Genomic DNA, 18,981 nt, shown 5'->3' with positions numbered 1-18,981 from the left:
ATATGAACAGGGGGGGGCTCACCAACAATGTCGGCCGCATCGCACAGGTGATCGGCGCGGTGGTCGACGTGCATTTCGACCAGAACCTCCCCGCCATCCTGTCGGCGCTCGAAACCGACAATAACGGCAACAAGCTGGTGCTCGAGGTCGCGCAGCATCTGGGCGAGAACACCGTCCGCACCATCGCGATGGACGCGACCGAGGGTCTGACCCGCGGCCAGGTCGTCCGCGACACGGGCTCGCAGATCACCGTGCCCGTCGGCCCGATGACGCTGGGTCGCATCCTCAACGTCGTCGGCGAGCCGATCGACGAGCGCGGCCCCGTCATGACCGACCTGCGCGCGCCCATCCACGCCTCGGCGCCGCTGTTCATCGACCAGTCGACCGAGAGCGCGATCCTGGTGACCGGCATCAAGGTCATCGACCTGCTCGCCCCCTATGCGCGCGGCGGCAAGATCGGGCTGTTCGGCGGCGCGGGCGTCGGCAAGACCGTGCTGATCCAGGAACTGATCAACAACATCGCCAAGGGTCATGGCGGCGTGTCGGTGTTCGCGGGCGTGGGCGAGCGCACGCGCGAGGGCAACGACCTGTATCACGAGTTTCTCGACGCGGGCGTCATCGCCAAGGACGCCGACGGCAACGCCACGCCCGAGGGGTCGAAGGTCGCGCTGGTGTTCGGCCAGATGAACGAGCCGCCGGGGGCCCGCGCCCGCGTCGCGCTGTCGGGGCTGACCATCGCCGAATATTTCCGCGACCAGGAGGGGCAGGACGTGCTCTTCTTCGTCGATAACATCTTCCGCTTCACCCAGGCGGGCGCGGAGGTGTCGGCGTTGCTCGGCCGCATCCCGTCGGCGGTGGGCTACCAGCCGACTCTGTCGACCGACATGGGCCAGCTGCAGGAGCGGATCACCTCGACCAACAAGGGGTCGATCACCTCGGTCCAGGCGATCTACGTGCCCGCCGACGATCTGACCGATCCGGCGCCCGCGACCTCGTTCGCTCACTTGGACGCGACGACGACGCTCAACCGCGCCATCTCGGAACTCGGCATCTACCCCGCCGTCGATCCGCTCGATTCGACCAGCCGCGTGCTCGAGCCGCGCACCGTCGGCCAGGAGCATTACGACACCGCCCGCGCGGTCCAGTCGCTGCTCCAGCGTTACAAGTCGCTCCAGGACATCATCGCGATCCTGGGCATGGACGAGCTGTCCGAAGAGGATAAGCTGACCGTCCAGCGCGCCCGCAAGATCCAGCGCTTCCTGTCCCAGCCCTTCCACGTCGCCGAGGTCTTCACCGGCATTCCCGGCAAGTTCGTCCAGATCGAGGACACGATCCGCTCGTTCAAGGCGGTCGTCGACGGCGAATACGACCACCTGCCCGAGGGCGCCTTCTACATGGTCGGCGGCATCGACGAGGCGGTCGCCAAGGCCGAGAAGATGGCGCAGGAGTCCTAAGTGCCTCTCCACTTCGAACTCGTCACCCCCGAACGCCTCGTCCGGTCGGAGGAGGTCCATATGGTCGTCGTCCCCGGTACGGAGGGCGATTTCGGCGTGCTGGAGGGTCATGCGCCCTTCATGTCGACGATCCGCGACGGCGCGCTGGCGGTCTACCGCACCGAGCGCGGCGAGCCGGAGACCGTGGCGATCTCCGGCGGTTTCGCGGAGGTCAATGCGCGCGGACTGACGGTGCTGGCGGAACGGGTGGGCTGACGGACCGGGCCGTCTCATGAATCGGTAACCATTTGTTGGTCCGGCGAGCCTAGTCTCGCCGACCATGGCCGTTCAGAGCGCTTTCACCGACTTCCGCCACGTGATCGCGCCCGGGCGATCCGAAGGGTCCGGAACGCGTGGCGGGAACCGGCACGTTTCGCCGGCGGCGCTTGCCTTGATCCTGATCGGCGGGCTGCTGATCGACCAAATATTGTTGTGGCGGTTCCTGGGGTGGATCTCCGACCTGGGGGCGCTCGCGCTTTCGCTCGGCGCGTGCGGCGGACTGATACGGGTCGCCGCGCATTTGCCGATGTCGGGTCGCGGGCCCGGCTTGCGTGTGCTCGGGGGCGGATTCGCCGTGGCGCTCGCGGTCTTCATGCTCGGTGGAGAAGGGCGGTTCTTCTACGCCACCGCCGACTGGCAGGTCCGCGGCGCCGTGCTGCGCGACCTCACGCTCTATCCCTGGCCTTATCTCTACGCCGATGGCGACGCGCGGCTGTTGCTCCGAGCGCCGATCGGCATCTATCTGGCGCCCGCATTGGTCGGGAAACTGGCGGGACTCCGCGCGGCGGAGATCGCGCTGCTTTTGCAGAACAGCGCCATGCTCGCCATCCTGTTCGGGCTGGGCGCGACCTTGTTCGGCAGCGCGCGGGCACGGTGGCGCGCGGTGGTCGTCTTTCTCGCGTTCAGCGGCATGGACGCCGTGGGCCAGCTATTGGCCGCCCAGCCGCTGACCATGAACGCCGAACGCTGGGTGATGCCGGTCTTTTCGGCGCACATCACCCAGGCATTCTGGGTTCCGCAGCACGCACTGGCGGGATGGTCGGCGGCGATCCTGTTCCTGTTGTGGCGTGAAGGAAAATTGCCGCCGGAACTATGGTTGTCGGCCGTGCCGCTGCTGGCGCTATGGTCTCCCCTGGCGGCGATGGGCGCCATGCCGTTCGCGGCCTTGACGATCTGGGAAGCCGCGCGCCGTCGCGAGGTGACGCGACACGCGATCGGCTGGCCGGCGCTGGCGTCGTTGATCGCCGCCCCGGGGCTCGCCTATCTGGCGACCGGGAGCGCCGAGGTGGGCAGCCGCCCGCTGGCCGTGCCGTTCAACCATTATGTGCTGTTCGAACTTTTGGAAGTCGGCCCCTATCTGCTGGCGCTCGCCTTCGCCGGATGGCGGGGGCGCTTCGGTGGCCGGCTCCTCGTGACGTTCACGGCGATCCTGCTCGCGATGCCCTTCGTTCAGATCGGCCAGCTGGGCGATTTCGCGATGCGGGCGTCGATCCCGGCGCTCGCGGTGCTGGCGATCGGCGTGGCCGACCTGCTCGATCGGCCGGTCGCCGATCGGCTCTGGCCGAGGCTGGCGATGGGCGCGCTCGCCATCGGCGCGATCACGCCGGCGTTCGAGATATGGCGTGCCTTGGTCTTGCCGCGCGCTCCGGCGATCTTGTGCAGCTATCTCGGCGTCGTGCCGGGCGGCTACAACACCTATGTCGCCGCGGTCGAACGGGTGCCCGTTTTCCTCGCGCCGAACCGCGCGACATCGATCCGGCCGCGGGACCCGGCGACGTGCTGGGACGGGCCCTGGCCGGGGCCGATCCTGTTCGCCGACGGAGGGAACGGTTAGAGAAAGCTGTACGGGTCGACGTCGACCGCGACCCTGACCTTGCTCGGCCAGACGAGGTTGCCGAGCCAGTCGCGGATCACGTCCTGCACGTCGAGCGCGCGCCGGGCATGGACCAGCAACCGGAACCGGTGTCGCCCCCTCAGCATCGCCAGCGGCGCGGGCGCGGGGCCGTATACCGCCATCCCGTCCGCCTCCGGCGCGGCGCGGCCGATCAGCCGGGCGGTCTCCGCCGCTGCAGCCTGATTCTCGGACGACACGATGATCGCGGCGTAGCGGCCGAAGGGCGGGGCGCCCGCCTCGCGCCTGGACTCGGTCTCCGCCTCGTAGAAGGCGTCGGCGTCGCCCGTGACGAGCGCCTGCATGACGCCCGCCTTGGGGCTGTGCGTCTGGATGAAGACCTGGCCGGGCTTGCTCCCCCGTCCGGCGCGGCCCGAGACCTGCCTGATCTGCTGGAAGGTGCGCTCGGCCGCGCGCAGGTCGCCGCCCGACAACCCCAGATCGGCGTCGACCACGCCGACCAAGGTCAGGTTGGGGAAGTGATAGCCCTTGGTGACGAGCTGCGTCCCGACGACGATGTCGATGTCGCCCGCCTCCATCCGCCCGACGAACTCGGCCGCCTTGGCGGGGGACCAGATCGTATCCGACGTGACCACCGCCGTCCGCGCCTCGGGAAAGCGCGCGGTGACCTCGTCGGCGATGCGCTCCACGCCGGGGCCGCAGGGGACAAGCATGTCCTCCGCCTGGCATTCCGGGCAGACGCGCGGAACGGGTTCCAGATGACCGCAATGATGGCAGGCGAGGCGCCGCGTCAGCCGGTGCTCGACCATCCAGGCGGTGCAATTGGGACATTGGAAACGGTGACCGCACGCCCGGCAGAGCGTCAGCGGGGCGTAGCCGCGGCGGTTGAGGAACAGCAGCGACTGTTCGCGCCTTTCCAGCCGCTGTTCCAGCGCCTGGACCAGACGGGGGGACAGCCAGCGCCCGCGCTCGGGTGGTTCGGCGATCAGGTCGATCGCCTCGATGCTCGGCATCTCGGCGGCGCCGTAGCGGGCGGGGAGCTGGACCTCGCGGTAGCGGCCTAGCGCGACCTGCTGGCGCGTCTCGATCGCGGGCGTCGCGGAGGCCAGGATGACCGGGCAGCCCTCGAACCGTCCCCGCATGACCGCCACGTCGCGCGCGTGGTAATGGACGCCTTCCTCCTGCTTGAAGCTCGTCTCATGGGCCTCGTCGACGACGATCAGCCCCAGCCTGGCATAGGGCAGGAACAGCGCCGAACGCGCCCCCACCACGACGCGCGCCTCTCCGCCGGCGATCGCGCGCCAGGCGCGGCGGCGCTGGGTGGAGCGCAGCCCCGAATGCCAGGCCACGGGCTCGCACCCGAACCGGTCGTGGAAGCGCTTCAGGAAGGGTTCGGTCAGCGCGATCTCCGGCAGCAGCACCAGGCATTGCCGCCCGGCGCGGATCGCTTCGGCGACCGCCTCGAAATACACCTCGGTCTTGCCCGATCCGGTGACGCCGTCGAGCAGCGTCGGCTCGAACGCGCCCGATCGCACGCCCGCGACGAGCCGGTCGGCGGCGACCCCCTGTTCGGGCGACAGCTCGGGCGGGGCGTGCGCCGGGTCGGGGACGGGATAGGCGCTGTCGATGTCGAGCTCGATCGCCTCCATCGCGCCGACCTTGACCAGCCCGCGGATCACCGCCTCCGATACGTCGGCGATCGTCGCGAGCTCGCGGATCAGACCCTGGCGATCGCCGATCCGCTCCAGCGCCTGGCTGCGCTGCGGGGTCAGGCGGGGCGGTATCTCGCCCGTCGCACGGTACTCGATGACGGTGCGCGCGCCCTCCAGCGCGGAAGTGGAGGCGAGCGTCATCCGCATGACCGAAGCCGGCGGGGCGAGATAATAATCCGATGTCCACTCGATCAGCCGCCGCAACGGCGCCCCGATCGGCGCGACATCGGCGACCGCGAGCAGGTTGCGCAGGCGATTGTCGCCGACCTCTGCGTCCGAGGGCAGCCGATCGGCCTCCCACACCACGCCCAGCAGCTGGCGCGGCCCCAGCGGCGCGACGACGACCGACCCCGGCTCCACCGCCATGCCGTGCGGCACGCGGTAATCGAGGGGCCCGAGGGCGGAGTTCAGGACGAGAACGCGGACGCGCGACATGCGCGCCTATATGGGGATGCTTCGACTCGGCGTGAACCGCTTTCGTTCTCCCCGTGCACTGCTAGGCTGTCCTGAGTGACCGAGCCTCTGCCCATCGCCTTTGCCGCCCATCTGTCGCGCGACCGGCGCCGGTCGATCCACACCGTCCGCGCCTATCGGTCGACGGCGGAGCGGCTGCTCGCCTTTCTGCAGGCGCATTGGGGCGACGTGGTCACTCGCGCGCAGCTTGGCGACGCGACGACCGCCGACCTGCGCGCCTTCCTCGCGCATCGGCGCGGCGAGGGGCTGGGCAACGCCTCGGCCGCGCGCGAGCTGTCGGCGGTGCGCGCCTTTCTCGCCTGGGCGGGGGAGGGAGCGCCCGGCCCACGCTTGAAAGGGCCGCGCGCTAAGCCGGGCATCCCGCGCCCGATCGCGCCGCATGAGGCGGTGGCGCTGGCGCAGGAGGTGGCGGAGGACGCCGCCGAACCGTGGATGGCCGCGCGCGATTGGGCGGTGCTGATGCTGCTCTACGGGGCGGGATTGCGGATCGGGGAGGCGGTCGGGCTGACGGGTGCGGTCCTGCCGCTCGGGCGGACGCTGAGCGTGACGGGCAAGCGCGCCAGGACACGGGTCGTGCCGCTGCTGCCCCAGGTGCGGGGCGCGATCGAGGCCTATGCGGCCGCGTCGCCTTGGCCCCCGCACCGCGAGGCGGCACTGTTCCGGGGGGCGAAGGGCGGGCCCCTGTCGCCGGGCATCATCCGTACCTCCGTCCGGCGCGCGCGCGCCAGGCTCGGCCTGTCGGACCGGACCACGCCTCATGCGCTGCGGCACAGCTTCGCGACGCATCTGCTCGGGCGCGGCGCCGACCTGCGCGCGCTCCAGGAACTGCTCGGCCATGCCAGCCTCAGCTCGACCCAGGTCTATACCGCGGTCGACGCCGCCCATCTGCTCGACGTGTACCGGAACGCTCACCCGCGCGCGGGGTGACGCGGCTTCCAGGTCAGGACGCGGTAGACATAGCCGATCACGACCAGCACCGCCGTCGCGACCGCCACCGGGCCGACATAGCGATCGAGCTCGCCGAAGCGGCTGCCCAGGATCACCCCCGCCTGCGCCAGCACGAAATTCCAGATCGCCGCGCCCGCCGTGGTCCAGATCAGGAATTTCCACCGCGGCATCGCCGCCATGCCGGCCGGCAGCGAGACGATCGTGCGGAACACCGGCAGGAAGCGGAACACGAACACCACCCAATGCCCGCGGCGGTGGAAGAAGCGGTTCATCCGCTCGACATCGTCCCATTCCAGGGTAAGCCAGCGGCCCCAGCGGTCGACGAAGGGCTTGGATCCCCGATAGCCGAGCCGCCGCCCGAGCGCGTACCAGAAATAATTGCCGACCGTGGTGCCCAGCGTGCCGATCGCGACCAGCGGCACCAGCGCCATATGCCCGCGCGCGACCGCCATTCCGCCCAGCCCCATGATCAGCTCGGACGGGATCGGGGGGACGACGTTCTCCAGCGCCATCAGCAGGAAGATGCCGAAATACCCGCCCCAGGCGATCGCGCGGATGATCAGGTCGGTCATGGAAGCGTTCAGCGCGGGGGGCGAGGGGTTGTTCCCCGATCAGGTCCGCGCGCGCGCGGCTACCTTGGCCTCGATGGCGTCCCAGATCATCCCCGCCACGTCCGTTTCGTCGAATTTCCGGATGGCGACGATGCCGGTGGGCGAGGTGACGTTGATCTCGGTCAGCCACTCGCCGCCGATCACGTCGATACCGACGAACAGCAGCCCGCGCCGCTTGAGTTCGGGGCGGAGCGCGTCGCAGATCTCGCGCTCGCGGCTGGTCAGCACGGTCTTCTCGGCCGATCCGCCGACCGCCAGGTTCGATCGGATCTCGCCTTCGCCCGGTACGCGATTGATCGCGCCCGCGACCTCGCCGTCGACCAGCACGATACGCTTGTCGCCCTTGGCCACGGCCGGGAGGAAGGCCTGGACCATATGCGGCTCGCGATAGGCGGCGTTGAACAGCTCGATCAGCGCGGACAGGTTCTCGCCCGTCTCGCGGACGTGGAAGATCGCCTTGCCGCCATTGCCGTGGAGCGGCTTGACGACGACCTCGCGGTGCTCGGCCAGAAACGCGCGCGCCTCGTCCAGCTCGCGCGTCACGAGCGTGGGCGGCATGAAGCGGGCATAGTCGAGCACCCATAGTTTCTCGGGCGCGTTGCGGACGCTGGCCGGATCGTTGACCACCAGGGTCCGGTCGGCGATGCGCTCCAGTAGGTGGGTGGCGGTGATATAGCCCAGGTCGAAGGGCGGGTCCTGGCGCATGAGCACCACATCGGCCTCGGCGCCCAGATCGAGCGGGATCGCGTCGTCGAAGCGGAAATGCGCGCCCTGGACGGGCTGGACGGTGACCGGATCGACCCGCGCCCAGACGCGGTCCGCCGAATAGTTCAGCCGGTCGGCGGTGTAGTGGAACAGCTTGTGCCCGCGCTCCTGTGCGCTGAGCATCAGGGCGAAGGTCGAATCGCCCGCGATGTCGATGCCCCCTATGGGGTCCATCTGGACGGCGACGTTCAGGGGCATGGGCGTGGCACTCCGGCTTCGTCACCCCGGACTCGTTCCGGGGTCGGTGCCGGACCTACCCGGCGGACGCCGCGTTCGCACGCCGACCGATGCCGGAACAAGTCCGGCATGGCCAGGCGAGAGAAAGATCAGCCGATCCAGGCATTCTCGATATGCCGGGGCCGTGTGCCCGGCGCGAGGAGGATCACGTCGACGCGGATGTCGTCGCCCGGCCCGGCATAGTGCGGCATCAGCATCTCCGCCGCCGCCGCGACGCGGGCGAGCCGGCGTTCGTCGACCGCGAAATCGAGCTCGGCCGCGGTTGCGCGCGTCTTGACCTCGACAAAGGCGACCAGGTTGCCGCGCCGGGCGACCAGATCGACCTCACCGGCGGGGGTGCGCACGCGCCGATCGAGGATGCGCCAGCCCTTGAGCCTGAGCCACCAGCCGGCGATGCGCTCCCCGCGTCGGCCGACCGCCTCGGCGGCGCGGCGTTCGCCGGGCGTCCTGGCTCTCACGCCTTCAGCTCAAGCGCGCGCGCATATAGAGCGCGTCGATCGAGCCCGAGCGCCTTGGCGACCTCGCCCGCCGCCTTGGACGCCGGGAGGCGGGTGAGTGCCTCGACCAGCGCGGCGTCGGCATCCGCCTCGCTCGCCGCTTCGGGCTCGCCGGGCGGGGCCACGACGATCACGATCTCGCCCCTGGGCGGTGCGTCGGCATAGCGGGCGGCGAGTTCGGACAGCGTACCCGACACGGCTTCCTCGAACCGTTTGGTGATCTCGCGCGCGACCGACGCGTCGCGGTCGCCCAGGTCTTTCGCCAGCGCGTCGAGACAGGCGGCGAGACGCGGGCCCGATTCGTACAGCACCAGGGTGGCGCGGATCGGGGCGAGCTCGGCGATGGCGGTCGCGCGCGCCTGCGCCTTGGAAGGAAGGAAGCCGACGAACAGGAAGCGGTCGGTGGGCAACCCCGCCAGCGTCAGCGCCGCCACCGCCGCGCAGGGGCCGGGGACCGTCACGACGGCGTGTCCCGCGGCGCGGGCGTCGCGCACCAGCTTGTATCCGGGGTCCGAGATGAGCGGCGTGCCCGCGTCCGACACCAGCGCCACCGCCTGAGTCGCCATGCGCGCGACGAGGCCGGGCCGGACGCCCTCGGCATTGTGGTCGTGATAGGGCGTCATCGGCCGCCTGACGCCGATATGGCGCAGCAGCCCGGCGGTCACGCGGCTGTCCTCCACCGCCACCAAATCGGCGCGCGCCAGGATGTCGGCGGCGCGGGGAGAGAGGTCGCCGAGATTGCCGATGGGGGTCGCGACGATGTAGAGGCCTGGCCCAAGAGGTTCGAGGGGAGCGTTCATGGGTCATGCGGTAGTTGCTTGCGGGGGCGGCGTCCACGCGCGGCCGAGAGCCGTCCGACATTGGGGGATGCTTGCCGTCGCGCTTCTGCTCGGCGCGTGCCAGACGATCGTGCCGCGCGGCCCCGCGCCGGCACCCGTGCAGGACCGGCCCGTGGACCGGCCCGCCCCCGTCGAGCGACCGGTATTCGACGCCGACATCCCGCGCGATACCCAGCGCCACCGCGTCGCCTTGCTGTTGCCGCTGTCGGGCGGCAATGCCGGAGTCGGTCAGTCGATCGCCAACGCCACCCAGCTCGCGCTGCTCGACACGCAGAGCCAGCAGGTGCGGATCACCAATTACGACACCGCGCCGGGCGCGGCCGCGGCCGCTCGCCGCGCCATCGCCGACGGGGCGCAGTTGATCCTGGGGCCGCTCCTCGCCGACGACGTCCGCGCGGTGGCGCCGATCGCGCGGGCCGCGGGCGTGCCGGTGATCAGCTTCTCGAACGACAGCAGCGTCGCGGGGAACGGCGCCTATCTGATGGGTTACGCCCCGGCCCAGTCGATCGCGCGCGTGGTCGAATTCGCGCGCGGGCGCGGCGTCACGACCTTCGGGGCGCTGGTCCCCAACGGCCTGTACGGCGAGCGCGCCTCGACCGCGTTCCTGCGTTCGGTCGAAGGAGCGGGGGGGCAGGTCGTCTCGCTCCAGACCTATGGCCGCCAGCCGGGCGGTATCGCGCAGGCGGTGGCGCGGCTCAACACCAAGGCGCCCTATGATGCGGTCATGATTGCCGATGGCGGGAACCCCGCGGCCGTCGCCGCGCCGCTGGTCAAGCGGGGCGCGGGCGCCGCGACGCGGCTGCTGGGCACCGAATTGTGGAATTCGGAAGCCGGGGTCGCCGCCAAGCCGCAGCTGAACGGCGCCTGGTTCGCGAGCGTGTCGGACACCTTCTATCGCCAATATGCGACCAAATACCGTACGCGGTTCGGCACCGCGCCCTATCGCCTGTCGAGCCTCGGCTATGACGCGGTGCTCCTGACGGTGCGGATCGGGCGCGACTGGCGGATCGGTACGGCCTTCCCGGAAAGCCGGTTGCGCGACGCCGGCGGCTTTTCCGGGATCGACGGCGCGTTCCGCTTCGGGCGCGACAACGCCGCCGAACGCGCGCTGGAGGTGCAGGAGATACGCGGCGGGGCCAGTGTGGTCGTCTCGCCCGCGCCCAGCGGCTTCGGACGCTAGACGGCGACCGCCGTCTGGGCGCGGACCACCGCGCCGAGGATGCCGTCGAGCAGTAGCGCTCCCGCATCGGTGACGCGCAGGTGCGCGCCGTTTCGCGCGAGCAGGCCCTGGCGCTCCAGCAGCGCGACCGCGCGCGAGTCGACCGGCGCCTCGCCCCCGGCGAGCCGGGCGATGCGGTCGAGATCGATGCCCTCGGTCAGGCGCAGGCCCATCAGCAACGCCTCCACGGCGCGGGTGTGCGGGTCCAGCGGGTCCTCGCGTTCGATCCCGTGGCCGTTGCGCGACACGGCCGTCAGCCAGTTCTCCGGCTTGCGTCGGCGGGTCGTCGCCAGGCGCCCGCGCCGGCCATGCGCGCCGGGGCCGATGCCGGCATAGTCGCGGTAGCGCCAATAGGCGAGATTGTGGCGGCTTTCCGCGCCGGGGCGGGCGTGGTTCGACGTCTCATAGGCGGGGAGCCCGGCCGCCGCCGTCATCGCGCGGGTCAGCTCGAACAGGTCGGCGGCGGTGTCGCCGTCGGGGATGACGATCCGCCCCGCCGCGGCCTCGGTGGCGAAGCGCGTGCCGGGTTCGATCGTTAGCTGGTAGAGCGACAGATGCTCGGTCCCGAACGCCAGCGCGCGGGCGAGCTCGGCCTTCCAGGCGCGCATCGCCTGGCCGGGCAGCGCATAGATCAGGTCGAAGCTGACGCGCGGGAAGACGCGCTGTGCTACGTCGAGCGCGGCCAGCCCCTCCCGCGCGTCATGCGCGCGGCCGAGGAAGCGGAGCGCGTCGTCGTCGAGCGACTGCATCCCCAGCGACACCCGGTTGACCCCGACGCGCGCGAGATCGGCGAAGCGCGCCGCCTCGACCGAAGAAGGGTTCGCCTCCAGCGTCACTTCCAGATCGCCGGCCGGGGTCCAGGCCGCGACCGCCGCGTCGAGCACCGCCGCGACGGTGGCGGGCGGCATCAGCGAGGGCGTGCCGCCGCCGAAGAATACCGAGCGCAGCCGCCGTCCGGGCAGCAGCGCGACCTCGTGACGCAGGTCGGCGAGCAGCGCGTCGCGCCACGCGGCCTGGTCCACCTCGGCGCGGACATGGCTGTTGAAGTCGCAATAAGGGCATTTCGACACGCAGAACGGCCAGTGGACGTAGAGCGCGAGATCTTCGGGAGCGGTCATGGATATGGCAGCCCATAGAGCGTCGCAGGCGATCCGCGAAGTCCGCCCGCCAGGGAACCGCGCCACGCGCCCTGTCGTTCCTGCATCGAAACGGAGAACAGCAGATGCGCATGGGAATGTTGATCGCGGGCGTCGCCCTGCTCGGTGCCTGTGGCGAGCGGGAGCCGATCGTCGGCGAGGTGGTGCCCGGCGGCGCGATGGCAACCGCGACGATGCGCACCGCGTCGGGGGCGGAGGCGGGCCGCGCGACGGCGCGCGAGGTCGCGGGCGGGGTGCGCTTCACGCTCGACGCGCGGGCGGTGCCGCCGGGCATGCACGGCGCGCATGTCCACACCACGGGCCGCTGCGATGCGCCCGGGTTCGAGAGCGCGGGGCCGCACTGGAACCCCACCGCCATGAAGCACGGCCCCAACAATCCTCAGGGGCCGCATCTGGGCGACCTGCCCAACATAACGGTCGGCGCCGACGGGCGCGGCACGGTGGCGATGACCATGCAAGGCGCGACCATGGCCGGCCTGCTCGACGCGGACGGGTCGGCGATGATGATCCACGCCGCGGCCGACGATCTGGTCACCGACCCGTCGGGAAACAGCGGCGCGCGGATCGTCTGCGGGGTGTTCCGGGCGGGCTGAGGTCGGGCGGGCTGACGTCGGGCGGGCTGGGGTCAGATCACCTCGCCCGCCGCCCTGGCCCGCGCCTCGCGCGTGGCTTCGGCGGCGGGGACGAGGCGGATCGCCGCGACCGCGGCCAGCACGGTGATCGGCACCGACAGCAGCAGCGACAGCATCCCCGTCGACAGGCTGCCCGACAGCGTCGACACGCGCCCCGCCAGATAAGGCCCGAGCGCGAGCCCCAGCAGCGTGGTGCCGATGAAGAAGGTCGCGGTGGCGGTGCCGCGCATCCGGGGCATCACCAGATCCTGCGTCGTGGCGGCCGCCGCGCCGAGCGACGTGCTGGCGAGCAATTGCGCCAGGAAGATGCCGACGAAGAAGATCGCGGGCGACTCGGCGGTGAAGGCGAGCGCCAGCAGGGGTGGCTGGGCCAGGGCGCCGAACAGGACGACCCACAACCGGCCCGATGCGTGTTTCCGGCGCAGGCGGTCGGCGACCAATCCGCCGATGGTCACGCCCAGGAACCCCGACAGCGCGCCGCTCGCCCCGATGAAGAACCCCGCATCGGCGGGCGACATGGCCAATGTCCGCAACGCGTACGGCGCCGCCCAGAAGCTCGCGGCATAGCTGAGGAACGCGTTGAGGCCATAGGCGACGACCGTGCACAGAAAGGCGGGGGTCGCGACGATCAGCGCGAAGGTCGGCGGGTCGCGCAGCCGCAGCGCCGCGGCCCAGGAGAAGACGGCATAGACGCCGATGCCGATCGCGATCCATTGCGGCGCCGGCTCGCCCGCGCCGATCATCAGCCGCACGACGAGCACGGTCAGCCCGGCCGCGAGCAGGTTGATCAGGAACGCGCGCCGTCCCTGACGCGCTGCGCCGATCAGCGTCAGCGGGGGGACGATCGTCAGCAGCTCGTCGACGAAGGTGCGGAACGGCGCGGGGTGGGGCGGCTGGGCCAGCCCCTCCGACTGCCCCCTGATCGGCTCGCGCAGGGTGGCGATCCACAGCGCCAGCAGCAGGCCGGGGATGCCGACCGCCAGGCACGCCGCCTGCCAGCCCGCCAGGCCGAGCGGCGCATCGGTCGGGTAGGCCGCGTTCCAACTCTGGGCGATGGTGCCGCCGAGATAGAGCGACACGCCGCCGCCCACATACAGCCCGGCCGAATAGATCGACAGCGCGGTCGCGCGCAGCCGCTTGGGGAACCAGTCGGAGATAAGCGAATAGGCGGCGGGGCTGGCGGTCGCCTCGCCGATGCCGACGCCCACGCGCGCGGCCGCCAATTGCGTTCCGTTGGACGAAAAGCCCGACAGCGCGGTCATCGCCGACCAGAGGGCGAGGCCGCCCGTCATCAGCTTCACCCGGTGCCAGTTATCGGCCAGCCGCCCGAGCGGGATGCCGAACAGCGAATAGAAGACCCCGAAGGCGGTCCCGTAGAGGAAGCCGAGATCGGCGTCGGTGAGGTCCAGGTCGCGCTTGATGTCCTCCGCCAGGATCGAGATGATCTGGCGGTCGACGAAGTTGAGGATGTAGACGAGGAACAGGATCGACAGCACGTACCAGGCATAGCCCGACGCCTGGGCGTCGCTGCTCGGGGGAATGTCCGCGGGGGCGGTGCTGGCCATGTGCTCTCCGGTTTCTCGTTATGGTCCGGTGATGCGGGGCGTGGGAGGGCGCGTCAACGGGGCGGGCGTTCCGTCGGATGCTCGGCGGGCGCGGGCGGGGTCGGAAGGTCACTAAAGGTCATGCCAAGGACGCTGGCGCGCGCGGTCGACCAGGCGTTAACGATGCTGAACAAGTTTAGGAAAGTATAGGCGTGGACGCGGACATGATCGTCGTCGACGGCCCCCGATGCGAGGCCGATGAGGTCCGCGAGCCGGAGCGGTATCGACGCCGCCCGGTACTTCCCGGCGGATGCTGGGGCCCGGTCACACCGCAATGGCGATCTTCCGTCCGGCCTTTTCCGCAACGGCTGTAGGGACCGGACCCCGACCACCGCCGGGCAGGCGCTCGATATGGGCGCGGTTGCGGGACGGGCGTTCGAGGCGGTTGGGTTCGGCAACGGCGAGCTTGGAGCAGAAGTAGGCCGTGTAGGACAGGGAGCTTGTTCGTCCGCCTTCCACCAATGACGGACATCCACGCCTAAGCCACGCCCTAGAACGCCAAACTCAACCCCGCGAACGCCGTCACATTGTCCATGTCCCGGCGGAGGACCTGGCCCGATACGCCGCCGCGCACCGATAGGCCCGAACCCATGCTACCGTCCGCCGTGGCGGCGAAGCTCATGTAATCGCGGTCGGCGCGTTCCACGGTGGTGGTGTAGGAGATGGGGGCGCCGGCGGGGGTGATGGTGAAGGCGCGGGCGTCGTCGTCGAACTCGCGTTCGTAACCGGCGCGCGCGGCGAAGCGGACGAGGTTGTCGGGCGTCGAGTGGACGGCGGCGCCGAAACGGCCGGTCAGGCTCTTGATCCGCTGGCGCCCGAAGGCCGCGTCGGTCGAGCGGGTGCCCCGTTCGGCATAGGCGTCGAGGGTCAGGCGCTCATAGGCGACCGCGACATCGGGGCCGAGCGCGAGCCCGCCCGCGGTGAGCAGGTCGGCGCCGAGCGTGGCGCGGGCCGCGCGATAGCCGCCGTCGGTCTCGCCGATCGACTCGCGGGTCGTCAGCCCCAGCACCGCGCGGCGGCGGATGTCGTCATTGGCGATCTCGCCGTACGTGCCGTCGACGAGCAGCTGCACGGGCCCGACGCCCAGGCGCGCATAGGCGCTGCCCGACCAGGCTTCGGAGTCGTAGCCGCCCTGTCCCGCCGCGAAGTCGCCTTTCACGTCCGAATAGCCGCCGGCGACGCCGATGCCGGTCGTGTCGGTGAGCGCGAGGTCGACGCCCAGCGTGCCCGACACGCCGCGCTGCGCCAGCCCGATCCGCTGCGGGCCGCCGTCTCGCGAATGATAATGATAGCCGACGCCGCCGAACACGGCGAGGCGGCTGCCGTCGCGGGCCACGGTGCCGCGCTCGGCACCCTCGAACAGGTCGCGCTGCGACCGGAACAGCGCCTGGGCGGCATAAGCGAGCCCGGCGATCTGTTCGGGCGCCTGGACCATCGACGCGATCGCCTGGCCCTGGATGCGCTGGGTGACGCCGGCGGGGTGGACGCTGTCGGCGAGCAGATAGGTCTCGTTCGCATTGGGGGTGACGAGCGTCGAGCGGTTGCAGTTGAGCGAGGAGGCGACGGTGCAGGCCTGGCCGGTGACGTTGGTGATACCGAAGGCGACGCGGTCGGCGACGATCTCGTTGAACAATTTGTCCGTGTCGAAATAAAGCGCGTTGACGTTCGCGGCCGCCAGCGCGCTCGCGAAGGTGGCATTGAACACCTGCAGTCCGACATTGCCCCCGGTCTGGACCGCCAGGGTGACGATCCGCTGCGCGCCCGCATTCTGTATGCGCGACACGGCGCCGGCGAGCTGGGTGGCGGCGTTGGTCAGGATGGTGTTGTCGCGGCCGCCCAGCGCCTGGAAGGCGAAGAAGTCGTTGCCGCCGCCCTGGATGTACACCAGGTCGCGCGGGCCGAAGCTGCCCGTCGCCAGGAAGTTCGACACCTGGGTCGCGATCGGGATGGTGATGCCGTTGGGCGCGGTCACGCGCGCGCCGCCGATCGCGTAGTTGGTGCCGCCGCGGCCATAGACGGGCTGGAGATCGATGCCGAGCCGCGCGGCGAAGACCTCGGGCGCGACGGGGTCGGGGTTGGTGGTGAAGCTGCCCGCGTCGCGCGGGATGCGCGGGTCGAGCGGCAGGTAATAGCCGCCGTCCGCCAGGCTGTCGCCGAACACGATCACGCGGGTGACGGGAGCATTGGACGCGGTCGCGCCGGCGCTGGTCTGCGCCAACGCCGGGGCGGCGAGGGCGATCGTGCTGGCGGCGACGAGCGTGGCGATCCGGTGGCGCATCATTCTCTCCCTGGGCCGCCGATCGCATGTGAGCTCCGCGATTCGGCGTGTGACGGTTTGGTGACTAGTCGGATCGGTCGCCCGCGCAAAGCGGAATGGCGAGCAACGGCTCATAGGTCGCGCCGTCGCGGCCGAGCCGGCTGGCATAGAGGATCGCGCGCTCGAGCGTGAACGCGTCGCTGGTCAGCGCCGCGTGCCGCTGGAGCCAGCGCGTCACCTCGGGGCCGCCGAGGGGTACGCGGCGCGACAGCCGCGCGACGGTGACGTGCGGCCTGAATGCCCGGTGCTCCGGGGCCAGGCCGGCGCGCACGCAGAGCTGGTCGACCTTGCGGTGAAGCGCGGCGAGCGGCTCGCGCGGCTCGACCCCGGCCCACAGCGATCCCGAACGCCCGCGCCCGCCGAACGCGCCCACGCCCGCCAGACGGACGATCGGCGCGGGGGCGTGGAGCCGCCCGAGCAGGTCGGCCAGGTCCTCGGCAACCGCCCGCTCCACCTCGCCGATGAAGCGGAGCGTCAGGTGCAGCTGATCCTCGTTCTGCCAGCGCGCGTCGTCGACATCGGTCTCCAGATCGAGGAGCAGGTCGCGGACGGGGGCGGGCGGACGCAGGGCGACGAACAGGCGGATCATCGGGGCGGCTCCGGCGTTTGATACGGCACACGTGGGTAGACCGGTTTCGCTTGTAAACGGTCGTTCCACCCCCGATATCCGCATCATCCCGGCATCCATTCGGTCCGGGGCAAAGGAGCTGGTTTTCACCATGGCTAATTGGTCTGACCCCCGGCCCGCTGCTACCGCTTTCGGCGCCGCGCGTCCGGGCGTGCGCACGGACGCGTATGACGCGGGTCTCCGCCGGTACATGCTGTCCGTCTACAACTATATGGCGTCGGGCGTGCTGCTGACGGGCATCGTCGCTTTGCTGTTCGCGCAGAGCGGGATGGCGGCGCAGGTGTTCCTGTCGCCCGGTGCGCTGAAATACATCATCATGTTCGCCCCGCTGGCGTTCATCCTTGTGCTGAGCTTCGGCATCCACCGCCTGTCGACCCCCGCCACCCAGGCGACCTTTTGGGCGTTCGCGGCGATCATGGGCCTGTCCATGTCGACGATCTTCCTGCGTTATACCGGCGGCTCGATCGCGATCACCTTCTTTGCGACGGCGACGGCGTTCCTGGCGCTCAGCCTCTACGGCTACACGACCAAGCGCGACCTGTCGGCGTTCGGCACGTTCCTGATCATGGGCGTGGTCGGGTTGCTGGTCGCGTCGCTGCTGAACATGTGGCTGCAGTCCAGCGGGTTCAGCCTGGTCATCAGCGCGATCGGCGTGCTGCTGTTCGCGGGGCTGACCGCGTACGACACGCAGCGGATCAAGAGCATGTATGCCGCGGTCGCGGGCACCGACATGATGGGCAAGGTCGTCATCATGGGGGCGCTGTCGCTTTACCTCGACTTCGTGAACATGTTCCAGTTCCTGCTCTCGTTCATGGGCAGCCGCGACTGAGCTTTCGCGTCATCGCGAAGTCGGGAAGGCCCGGCGGGGAAACTCGCCGGGCCTTTGCGTTTTCGGAACGGCGGCCGGGCTGCCTCGTTCTAGAAGCACATAAAAGGGAGCGGAAAGCATGAGCGACCAGACGAAACAGGGTATGGACGACGCGATGGACGCCATGTCCGTCGCTCCCAATGCATCGAACAACGCCGAACGCGATCCGCGCCAGGACGCGGGCCAGGATCGGTCGATCGAAAAGCGGCTCCGGAAGAACCCCGACTCGGTCGAAGCACGCCTCGACTCCGGGCTCGACGAGACGATGGACGGCTCCGATCCCGTGTCGATCACCCAGCCGGGCACCTCGGGCAGCGAGCCGGCGCCGTCGTCGGGCTTCGATGCCGAGGCCGAGAAGCGACTGCGGGACGGCCAATAGCTGCGGCAGCGCCTTTGTTGCGCAAATGGCGCAGCGCGGCATGTTTTCACCCATCCGGCATCGCTTCGTCGCAACGGACATTGCGGTAGCGCCTATTTCGGTGGTTCCTCTCGCCACGGGGCGGTTTCGTTAACGCTGGGGTTAACCATTCCAGCGTAAACGCCGTTGGTGGGTGTTCGAGTGGGGTGAAAATCATGACGGGCAAGACAAGGGCGGCTGAGGGCGTGATGACGCTGGCCGAGATGAAGGAATTCGCGGGCTTCTCCGCGGCGACGCAGCGTTACATCCGGCGCTCGCTCGATATCGGGCTGGACCGCGACGACGCGATGACGCGCTGGGGCCGCGACTTGGTCGAGGCGGCGAGCATCCGGGCGCAGGCACGCGTGTACCGCAACCTGCCCGAAATCCGCGAGATGGTGCCCGAGGCCTGCGGCCTGGACGCGGTGGAGCCGTTCCTGGCTCCGATCGTGACGCTGGCGGCGTTCGACCTGGGGCAGGGGCGGATCACCAGCTTTTCCGCCTTCCGCTTCCTCTACGAACGGCTCATCGGGGCCGAAGTACGGCCCTGGCTGCCCTCCGCCTTCTGCTCGGCGGCGGCGCTGCCGCACCTCCATCCCGAGCTGCGGCGCAAATTGCTCCAGTCGATCAGCGAGGCGGCGGCGACCGCCAGCGGCTGGTCGAACCGCCAGCCGGCGTTCTTTCCCTATTGGGTCGAGAAGGTCGATATGTCGGCACCGATGGCGCACTGA

The 18,981-nt window shown here is 70.3% G+C and carries 18 protein-coding genes; 9 read left to right on the top strand and 9 right to left on the bottom strand.

Features of this window, described 5'->3' with window-relative positions; genetic code table 11:
- Positions 1-2 precede the first annotated feature (2 nt).
- From atpD to VF592_RS10230, 3 genes are all read left to right on the top strand, one after another.
- On the top strand, positions 3-1,454 hold the full coding sequence (atpD, locus tag VF592_RS10240) for a F0F1 ATP synthase subunit beta (RefSeq protein WP_331005753.1): 1,452 nt from the start codon (positions 3-5) through the stop codon (positions 1,452-1,454).
- Entirely contained in the window at positions 1,455-1,709 is a 255-nt protein-coding gene (locus VF592_RS10235) for an ATP synthase F1 subunit epsilon (protein WP_331005526.1), read from the top strand. It abuts the gene before it with no gap.
- A 175-nt stretch (positions 1,710-1,884) separates the two neighbouring features.
- Complete coding sequence (locus VF592_RS10230; RefSeq protein ID WP_331005525.1) at positions 1,885-3,327, top strand: hypothetical protein; 1,443 nt, start codon at positions 1,885-1,887, stop codon at positions 3,325-3,327.
- Here VF592_RS10230 and VF592_RS10225 read toward each other — a convergent pair.
- Positions 3,324-5,492 carry a primosomal protein N' gene (locus VF592_RS10225; protein WP_331005524.1) on the bottom strand — a complete coding sequence of 723 codons (2,169 nt, stop codon included), beginning with the start codon at positions 5,490-5,492 and terminating at the stop codon, positions 3,324-3,326. The two genes, VF592_RS10230 and VF592_RS10225, sit on opposite strands and share 4 nt — an antisense overlap.
- A 75-nt stretch (positions 5,493-5,567) precedes the next feature.
- On the opposite strand from VF592_RS10225, the gene VF592_RS10220 reads away from it, so the two are divergent.
- Positions 5,568-6,458: a tyrosine recombinase XerC gene (locus tag VF592_RS10220; RefSeq protein WP_331005523.1), complete on the top strand. Its 891-nt coding sequence runs from the start codon at positions 5,568-5,570 to the stop codon at positions 6,456-6,458.
- Here the strand turns inward: VF592_RS10220 and VF592_RS10215 are convergent.
- The 4 genes from VF592_RS10215 to rsmI all read right to left on the bottom strand — a co-directional run bounded on the left by VF592_RS10215 (position 6,440) and on the right by rsmI (position 9,389).
- On the bottom strand, positions 6,440-7,051 hold the full coding sequence (locus VF592_RS10215; protein ID WP_331005522.1) for a DedA family protein: 612 nt from the start codon (positions 7,049-7,051) through the stop codon (positions 6,440-6,442). The two genes, VF592_RS10220 and VF592_RS10215, sit on opposite strands and share 19 nt — an antisense overlap.
- Before the next feature lie 39 nt (positions 7,052-7,090).
- Positions 7,091-8,053 carry a glutathione synthase gene (gene gshB, locus VF592_RS10210; RefSeq protein ID WP_331005521.1) on the bottom strand — a complete coding sequence of 321 codons (963 nt, stop codon included), beginning with the start codon at positions 8,051-8,053 and terminating at the stop codon, positions 7,091-7,093.
- A gap of 128 nt (positions 8,054-8,181) precedes the next feature.
- Positions 8,182-8,550 (bottom strand): YraN family protein, encoded by a 369-nt coding sequence (locus VF592_RS10205; RefSeq protein ID WP_331005520.1) that lies wholly within the window; start codon positions 8,548-8,550, stop codon positions 8,182-8,184.
- Positions 8,547-9,389 (bottom strand): 16S rRNA (cytidine(1402)-2'-O)-methyltransferase, encoded by an 843-nt coding sequence (rsmI, locus tag VF592_RS10200; protein ID WP_331005519.1) that lies wholly within the window; start codon positions 9,387-9,389, stop codon positions 8,547-8,549. Before rsmI ends, VF592_RS10205 begins: the two co-directional genes overlap by 4 nt.
- A gap of 67 nt (positions 9,390-9,456) precedes the next feature.
- Here rsmI and VF592_RS10195 point away from each other — a divergent pair, with 67 nt between their 5' ends.
- Positions 9,457-10,608 carry a penicillin-binding protein activator gene (locus VF592_RS10195; protein WP_331005518.1) on the top strand — a complete coding sequence of 384 codons (1,152 nt, stop codon included), beginning with the start codon at positions 9,457-9,459 and terminating at the stop codon, positions 10,606-10,608.
- Here the strand turns inward: VF592_RS10195 and hemW are convergent.
- Entirely contained in the window at positions 10,605-11,765 is a 1,161-nt protein-coding gene (hemW, locus tag VF592_RS10190; RefSeq protein WP_331005517.1) for a radical SAM family heme chaperone HemW, read from the bottom strand. The genes VF592_RS10195 and hemW overlap by 4 nt on opposite strands.
- A 110-nt stretch (positions 11,766-11,875) precedes the next feature.
- Here hemW and VF592_RS10185 point away from each other — a divergent pair, with 110 nt between their 5' ends.
- Positions 11,876-12,397 carry a superoxide dismutase family protein gene (locus VF592_RS10185; RefSeq protein ID WP_331005516.1) on the top strand — a complete coding sequence of 174 codons (522 nt, stop codon included), beginning with the start codon at positions 11,876-11,878 and terminating at the stop codon, positions 12,395-12,397.
- Between the two features lie 32 nt (positions 12,398-12,429).
- Here the strand turns inward: VF592_RS10185 and VF592_RS10180 are convergent, their stop codons facing one another.
- The 3 genes from VF592_RS10180 to thpR form a co-directional block, all read right to left on the bottom strand.
- Complete coding sequence (locus tag VF592_RS10180) at positions 12,430-14,001, bottom strand: MFS transporter (RefSeq protein WP_331005515.1); 1,572 nt, start codon at positions 13,999-14,001, stop codon at positions 12,430-12,432.
- Positions 14,002-14,530: 529 nt separating this feature from the next.
- Positions 14,531-16,318, bottom strand: coding sequence for an autotransporter domain-containing protein (locus tag VF592_RS10175; protein ID WP_331005514.1), 1,788 nt, complete (start codon positions 16,316-16,318; stop codon positions 14,531-14,533).
- Positions 16,319-16,382: 64 nt separating this feature from the next.
- Positions 16,383-16,946 (bottom strand): RNA 2',3'-cyclic phosphodiesterase, encoded by a 564-nt coding sequence (gene thpR / locus VF592_RS10170; RefSeq protein ID WP_331005513.1) that lies wholly within the window; start codon positions 16,944-16,946, stop codon positions 16,383-16,385.
- A 130-nt stretch (positions 16,947-17,076) separates the two neighbouring features.
- Between thpR and VF592_RS10165 the strand changes: the two genes are divergently transcribed.
- The 3 genes from VF592_RS10165 (at position 17,077) to VF592_RS10155 (ending at position 18,981) form a co-directional block, all read left to right on the top strand.
- On the top strand, positions 17,077-17,814 hold the full coding sequence (locus tag VF592_RS10165; protein WP_331005512.1) for a Bax inhibitor-1/YccA family protein: 738 nt from the start codon (positions 17,077-17,079) through the stop codon (positions 17,812-17,814).
- Positions 17,815-17,932: 118 nt separating this feature from the next.
- Complete coding sequence (locus tag VF592_RS10160; RefSeq protein WP_331005511.1) at positions 17,933-18,232, top strand: hypothetical protein; 300 nt, start codon at positions 17,933-17,935, stop codon at positions 18,230-18,232.
- A 194-nt stretch (positions 18,233-18,426) separates the two neighbouring features.
- Positions 18,427-18,981 (top strand): hypothetical protein, encoded by a 555-nt coding sequence (locus tag VF592_RS10155; protein WP_331005510.1) that lies wholly within the window; start codon positions 18,427-18,429, stop codon positions 18,979-18,981.

It is taken from the genome of Sphingomonas sp. (genome assembly GCF_036388435.1).
Lineage (GTDB): Bacteria > Pseudomonadota > Alphaproteobacteria > Sphingomonadales > Sphingomonadaceae > Sphingomonas.
Note: the sequence above shows the minus strand (reverse complement) of the source record. Positions and strands in the feature narration are given on the sequence as shown.

What these genes read in the sequence shown, in the direction of transcription:
- thpR (WP_331005513.1), bottom strand. Translation starts at nt 16,946, where the DNA reads ATGATCCGCCTGTTCGTCGCCCTGCGTCCGCCCGCCCCCGTCCGCGAC.
- VF592_RS10175 (WP_331005514.1), bottom strand. Translation starts at nt 16,318, where the DNA reads ATGCGCCACCGGATCGCCACGCTCGTCGCCGCCAGCACGATCGCCCTC.
- hemW (WP_331005517.1), bottom strand. Translation starts at nt 11,765, where the DNA reads ATGACCGCTCCCGAAGATCTCGCGCTCTACGTCCACTGGCCGTTCTGC.
- VF592_RS10160 (WP_331005511.1), top strand. Translation starts at nt 17,933, where the DNA reads ATGAGCGACCAGACGAAACAGGGTATGGACGACGCGATGGACGCCATG.
- gshB (WP_331005521.1), bottom strand. Translation starts at nt 8,053, where the DNA reads ATGCCCCTGAACGTCGCCGTCCAGATGGACCCCATAGGGGGCATCGAC.
- rsmI (WP_331005519.1), bottom strand. Translation starts at nt 9,389, where the DNA reads ATGAACGCTCCCCTCGAACCTCTTGGGCCAGGCCTCTACATCGTCGCG.
- VF592_RS10225 (WP_331005524.1), bottom strand. Translation starts at nt 5,492, where the DNA reads ATGTCGCGCGTCCGCGTTCTCGTCCTGAACTCCGCCCTCGGGCCCCTC.
- VF592_RS10185 (WP_331005516.1), top strand. Translation starts at nt 11,876, where the DNA reads ATGGGAATGTTGATCGCGGGCGTCGCCCTGCTCGGTGCCTGTGGCGAG.
- VF592_RS10215 (WP_331005522.1), bottom strand. Translation starts at nt 7,051, where the DNA reads ATGACCGACCTGATCATCCGCGCGATCGCCTGGGGCGGGTATTTCGGC.
- VF592_RS10155 (WP_331005510.1), top strand. Translation starts at nt 18,427, where the DNA reads ATGACGGGCAAGACAAGGGCGGCTGAGGGCGTGATGACGCTGGCCGAG.
- VF592_RS10165 (WP_331005512.1), top strand. Translation starts at nt 17,077, where the DNA reads ATGGCTAATTGGTCTGACCCCCGGCCCGCTGCTACCGCTTTCGGCGCC.
- VF592_RS10180 (WP_331005515.1), bottom strand. Translation starts at nt 14,001, where the DNA reads ATGGCCAGCACCGCCCCCGCGGACATTCCCCCGAGCAGCGACGCCCAG.
- VF592_RS10195 (WP_331005518.1), top strand. Translation starts at nt 9,457, where the DNA reads ATGCTTGCCGTCGCGCTTCTGCTCGGCGCGTGCCAGACGATCGTGCCG.
- atpD (WP_331005753.1), top strand. Translation starts at nt 3, where the DNA reads ATGAACAGGGGGGGGCTCACCAACAATGTCGGCCGCATCGCACAGGTG.